This window comes from Limnofasciculus baicalensis BBK-W-15 (assembly GCF_024178385.1).
GTDB classification, from domain to species: domain Bacteria; phylum Cyanobacteriota; class Cyanobacteriia; order Cyanobacteriales; family Coleofasciculaceae; genus Limnofasciculus; species Limnofasciculus baicalensis.
The window spans coordinates 1-5630 of the sequence record NZ_JAMZMM010000380.1 but is presented as its reverse complement, the minus strand read 5'-3'; the positions used below and the strand labels follow the sequence as shown (position 1 = coordinate 5630).

Genomic DNA, 5630 nt, shown 5'->3' with positions numbered 1-5630 from the left:
GGCTAGGGGCTAGGGGCTAGGGGAAGAAGAAAATGACATCAAGAGTTTCAGTAATTTAGAATGTCCTAACCGACTTCATCGACTGCTATAACTATAATAGGTTTAATATCCTTCTATTGATCGTTATCCGAGGGGAGTGTAAAATCTATCCATTCTTTGGCAGATTCGGGATCGACTAGTCGTCGTACTAACTCTTTAAAAGAACTTATAGGGGCAAATTGGAACGTCCAAAGTAGAGATTCTAGAGATTTTTTGGGATCGTTTTTTAAGTTACGCAGCGCTACTTCCACATGATATTTTGATATGGCATAATTTCTGGTTTCCCGTGGAATAATTTTCAAGTTAGAATGCTTTCTGATAACAAGACAATGATCTTCTAAAACCTTTGTAAAATCGGTAGTTAAAGAAGTAATATTTTTTCTATACAGAGCATGTATACCGGGTACATAGACAAATTTAAACCCTGCCTCTACTATTCTTAACCAATAATCATAATCCTGGGCAATTTTTATTTTTTGATCGAAATAACCTAACTTTTGAAAAATGCTTCTTTTGACTACTACTGTAGGCATTAGCACATAACATCTTTTAAATAAACTATTTGGAAAATCTGCTATTTCTTCTTCACTAGGATTTATGACAATTATCGTTTTTCTAGTTTTATTGTTAAAAACTTCAATTGCACTATGAGCTAAATCAGCTCCTGATAATTGCAGCTCACGGATTGATAATTCTAAATGATATTCTTTCCAGATATCGTCGGAATCTAAGAATGCTAAAAATTCTCCTTTAGCTAATTTGATTGCTGTATTTCTAGCTGCACTCACGCCTTGGTTTTGGGAGTGATGGACATACTGAATATTCCGTTCAACGAGGCTACTGGCGAAGTCTTTAACAATCTCTTCTGTGCAATCTTTAGAGCCATCTTCAACCACAATAAGTTCCCATTCAGTATAAGTTTGGGCTTTGACTGACATTAAAGCTTCTAGAATAAATTCCTCAGCTTTGTAAGCGGGCATAACAATTGTTATTAGTGGTTTATTCATTTTATTAGTAGTCTCTTGATTCTTTGGGGTATGTTGTTGACATGATGGCGATCAATTTCCAATCAGATCTGCCTGGTGTATCTTACCACAGAACTTATATCCGCGATCGTCCAGTAATGGTATATTTATAAGAGTGACGCAGAAACCGGATTTTTTTCTGAACAATCTAACTAACCCCATAAATGCCAGAATCCGCTACACTTCCTCCTCCTCTATATCCCGGACTTAAATTGACAGCCCTTGCGCCCATGCAGGATGTAACTGACTGGCGATTTATGAGGATTATAGCTGACTATGGCAGTCCCGATTATTTCTTTACGGAATATTTTCGCGTTTACGCCAATTCTAGCGTAGATAAAAATATCCTCCGCTCGATTACAGAAAATTCTACAGGTTGTCCGGTTTTCGCCCAGATGATTGGCGAGAGTATTCCCGATTTAGTACGAATTGCTAAAGATTTAAACCAGTATCCAGTTGCTGGGATCGATCTAAATATGGGATGCCCTGCCCCTAAAATATATCGGAAAAACGTCGGGGGTGGACTTTTGCGAGATCCCGAAAAGATTCACCGCATTTTGGGAAGTTTAAGGGAATCAATTGATGGGCTATTAACTGTTAAAATGCGGATTGGCTTTGAAGATACAGCTAACTTTGAGCATATCCTGGATCTAATTAACCTCCATAAGATCGATTTACTCAGTTTACATGGCCGTACTGTTAAAGAAAAGTATCATAGCGCTGTCCATTACGATTTGATTGCCCATGCTACACAACAGGTGAATTGCCCGGTGTTAGCTAATGGTAACGTCACATCTGCCACAACAGCAGGGATAGTTTTGGAGAATACAGGTGCTGCAGGAGTGATGATTGGGCGTGCTGCTATCCGAAATCCTTGGATTTTTAAGCAAATCCGCGAATCTTTCAGCGGTAAACCCGTTTCTAAGGTAACGTTGGCTGAAGTGCGCGACTACATTGAGCGATTGCGTCTAACTCCAATCGCGCCCACACTCCCAGAAAAGATGCGGGCTAACTATATGAAGAAGTATCTTAACTTTATTGGGCAGAGTGTTGACGGAGCCGGAGCTTTTTTAAGGGAGATGCGATTGGCACAGAGCGAAAGTGATATATTAGGAATTTGCGATCGCTATTTATTGACTTTTCCGGATCGAGAATTTGCCTTAGAGCCGTATCCGGGAGTGGTGGCTCGTCCAAATTGTGAGACAACTCCCGAATTAGTGGCAAACTAGAGCTACTTGAGCGGATAGGGGAGAGACTTTTGAATTTTGAATTAAAACTTTATCTCTTAGATTTGTCTAGGACTTACGCAGTTAGGCTATCTGTAGGGTGCGTTATGTAACGCACCCTACTATAGTTTCTGAAGTGTTAATTTCAATGAGGGGCAATCGCAAAAATCAGATGAAATAGAAGTGCCAAGTCTAGACAGAATATCCTCTAACTAACGACGTGCGTAAATACCAGGGGCATAAGCTTCCACAACTTTACCAGTTTTAGAACAGTTAATCATTAAATAATCGCAAACTGAGCATTGAGTTTGGACTATCTGAGTGTTTAGGAAATAATGTCTTTCGGCTTGACTGCCGCAATTGGGGCAATGAACTTTTTGTGTTACGCGCATTTGACACCTTTTTTTCGATTTATTAAGAAATAAGACAAATAAATCTGGCTTATTAAACTAGGTTATGATTCTAGCCTGACTTGTTAGGGATTGATGAATAATCTTAACATTTCGTTACTTTTCGATATATTTCTTTAAATAAAAGGTGAGCTGTACAGTAAAATATCAATTTGTAGGTTGGGTTGACGTAAGGGAACCCAACTCAATTAAGACTTGTTAGGTTTCACCATCCCTCCACCCAAGCTAAATTTTTCCCTAACTCTTTTCCAAACGCACTAAAGCATTATAATCAGGAATATCCACTTCAGGAGAACGCTTATTTTTATCTAATAAAACATTAACTTCTGGCCAATGTACCTGTAAATTACCTGGTTTCATTGGTGCAATATAAACTCGCCCCTTTAATTCTCCTAAATCGTTCTTTAATAATACTCCATCGCCCTCTTTTAACTCCAACTTTTTCGCATCATCCCGACTAATTAACACCGCATCTCGCCTAGCACCAGTAATAGAATCCTTCCTTTCCTGCACCATACTATTAAACTGCTTACCCCAGCGCGTTGTCAGAAAGAAATAACCCTCTGGTACTTCTTTCTCAGATGGAGATAATACAGAAAAATGTGCCTTGCCATCCGGTGTCGGAAAATTCCAGCCAAAGCAGAGGTGGTTCCCACCATATTGGAATTGATCTCCTGCCTCTTTCAAATGTTGAATCCCCGCATAGATTGGGATAACTTTGGCAATTTCATCACGGATTGCTTCCGTAGTCTCAAATTGTAATTTATCGGCTAAATCTGGCTTCACCCGCCTTGCTATTTCCAGAAATACTTCCCATTCTGGGCGGGCTTCCTTAATCCGATTACCAGGAATTTCTGGACTAAAAATAACTCTTCTTTCCGTGCTAGTTTCTGTTACACCTCCCGGTATTTCATAACGAGTAGTAGCAGGGAGAAGTATTACCGTATCCGCAGGTTCGACTAACATCTGACTGGAACAAACAATATCAATATGTACTCGCAGAGGTACTCGTTTTAATGCTTCTTCTACATAGTCAGGTTGTGGCAAAACTTCCAGAAAATTACCGCCTACAGAAAACAATACATCTAACTGTCTATTATAGGCCGCATCAATCATTTCCGCCGCAGTTAATCCTGGAGAAGTGGGGACATCAAAACCCCATTGTTGGCTTAATTTTGCCGCATTTTCTGCTGTAATGGATTTGCCACCAGGAAAAACTGTAGCATAGCATCCCATTTCCGCACCACCTTCCACGCCAGAGTGTCCCCGAATTGGCATTAAACCACAGCCTTCTCGCCCCACAAATCCTTTACTAAGTGCTAGGTTAATAATGGAACGAACATTATCTTCACCGCATTCATGTTGAGTAATGCCCATACTCCAAACAAATACAGCTTTTTTAGCTTCTCCTACCATTTGGGCAAAGGCATACATATCTTCACGAGATGCACCAGAAATACGTTCTAATTCTGCCCAAGATTGGCTGTCAAGAGAGGTTTTTACTTCGTTAAAAGTAGTAGTATAGTTATCAATAAAAGATCGATCGAGCCAATCATGTTCGATCATCTGTTTGAGAGTGCCATTCAGAAAAGCCATATCTCCACCCAAGTTAACTAAAAAGAAATCTTCAGCAAACCTAGTCCCAAATAAAGCACTTTCGGGAATGGAAGGAACCCAATACCTTTCCATTCCAGGTTCTCGATAAGTGTTAATTACAACTATTTTTGTACCTGCTTTCTTTGCCCAGTGGAGATATTTCACAGTAACAGGCTGATTATTGGCAACATTAGAACCAATAAAGACTAATAAATCAGTACCAATCCAGTCTTTATAGGAACAAGTAGTTGCCGCGACACCCAAAGCAGATTTTAATCCAGCGGTACTAGGAGAATGACAAATTCTGGCCGCATTATCTATATTATTAGTACCGAGAGCGCGGACTGCTTTTTGTGCAGCATAATAGGTTTCATTAACCGTGCCACGACTAGTGAGGTAAACGCCTAATTTATCTGGTTGGGAGATAGGAATGCGATCGCTAATTATTGCCAATGCTTCATCCCAACTGATCCGCCGAAAGCCTTTCTCGCCTCGCTTGCGAATCATCGGGCAAGGTAGTCTGCCCATTTCCCGCAATTCGGCACTTTTTTTCCGTTTTATTTCAGTAATAGATGTCAGAAGGTAAGGTGAAAATTCGGGCATTGTATTCATCCGCAACAAGCGCAATCGGACATGACAAACATGAATACCTTCAGTTGTCCAATCTTTCATCCCAGTTGTACCTAAAGCACAACCATCACAGACTCCTTCATTTAAAATATCCCAAGCATAAGGTAGATGATCTCGATTTTCCCAAATAGCCCGAAAAACTTCCCAGTAATTATTAGGGTATTGTTCGCCAATACCGAAGGGTTTCCAGCTTGCCCAGTGGGAGGGAGTCCAGTTTTTTGTAGGTTTAGGTAACATGGTGGGAGATAGTCTCAAGTTTAGGCTGTTTTTAATTTACCATTTGTTTGGTATCGAAATTTCTGGGTCATCATCTATGGGGAATTTAGGAGTTGAGGAGGATTGATAGGGGCGAGTCGTTTTTAATTGTCTGTGATATAACAGAGATCTTGCGGCAATATTAATAACTGTAGGGTGGGCACTCCCCCCTAACGTAATCATCAGCTTTTCGAGTTATATCGGGGAGCGCCCACCCTACAACTACAACTTGCGGCAATATTAATACAGCGGTTTTCGCAGTAATGAGGTACAGTTAATTGATCCTCAACATTTAAGCAATTGGTTTGTTAATTTCTGCTACTGTACCTCATAAGAGAGGGAACCGCTGTAATTCAAAGGTTCATAGCTTAAGTCCATACCCGCCGTAGAATTTATTCTACGGCTAATAGCTCAAGTCCATTAAAATGGACTGAAATTATTATCCCAGT

The 5630-nt window shown here is 40.2% G+C and carries 3 protein-coding genes and 1 pseudogene; 1 reads left to right on the top strand and 3 read right to left on the bottom strand.

Annotated elements, in window-relative coordinates:
- Positions 1-113: 113 nt before the first annotated feature.
- A pseudogene (locus NJ959_RS24835) lies at positions 114-1052 on the bottom strand (glycosyltransferase family 2 protein); the annotation flags it as partial.
- A gap of 176 nt (positions 1053-1228) precedes the next feature.
- On the opposite strand from NJ959_RS24835, the gene NJ959_RS24830 reads away from it, so the two are divergent.
- The gene (locus tag NJ959_RS24830) at positions 1229-2293 is read left to right on the top strand and encodes a tRNA dihydrouridine synthase (RefSeq protein WP_254014433.1); all 1065 of its coding nucleotides are present in this window, start codon (positions 1229-1231) and stop codon (positions 2291-2293) included.
- A 209-nt stretch (positions 2294-2502) separates the two neighbouring features.
- Here the strand turns inward: NJ959_RS24830 and NJ959_RS24825 are convergent, their stop codons facing one another.
- Both NJ959_RS24825 and NJ959_RS24820 read right to left on the bottom strand, forming a co-directional pair.
- Complete coding sequence (locus NJ959_RS24825) at positions 2503-2682, bottom strand: replication restart DNA helicase PriA (protein ID WP_254014432.1); 180 nt, start codon at positions 2680-2682, stop codon at positions 2503-2505.
- A gap of 255 nt (positions 2683-2937) precedes the next feature.
- Entirely contained in the window at positions 2938-5163 is a 2226-nt protein-coding gene (locus NJ959_RS24820) for an FdhF/YdeP family oxidoreductase (RefSeq protein WP_254014431.1), read from the bottom strand.
- Between the last annotated feature and the right edge of the window lie 467 nt (positions 5164-5630).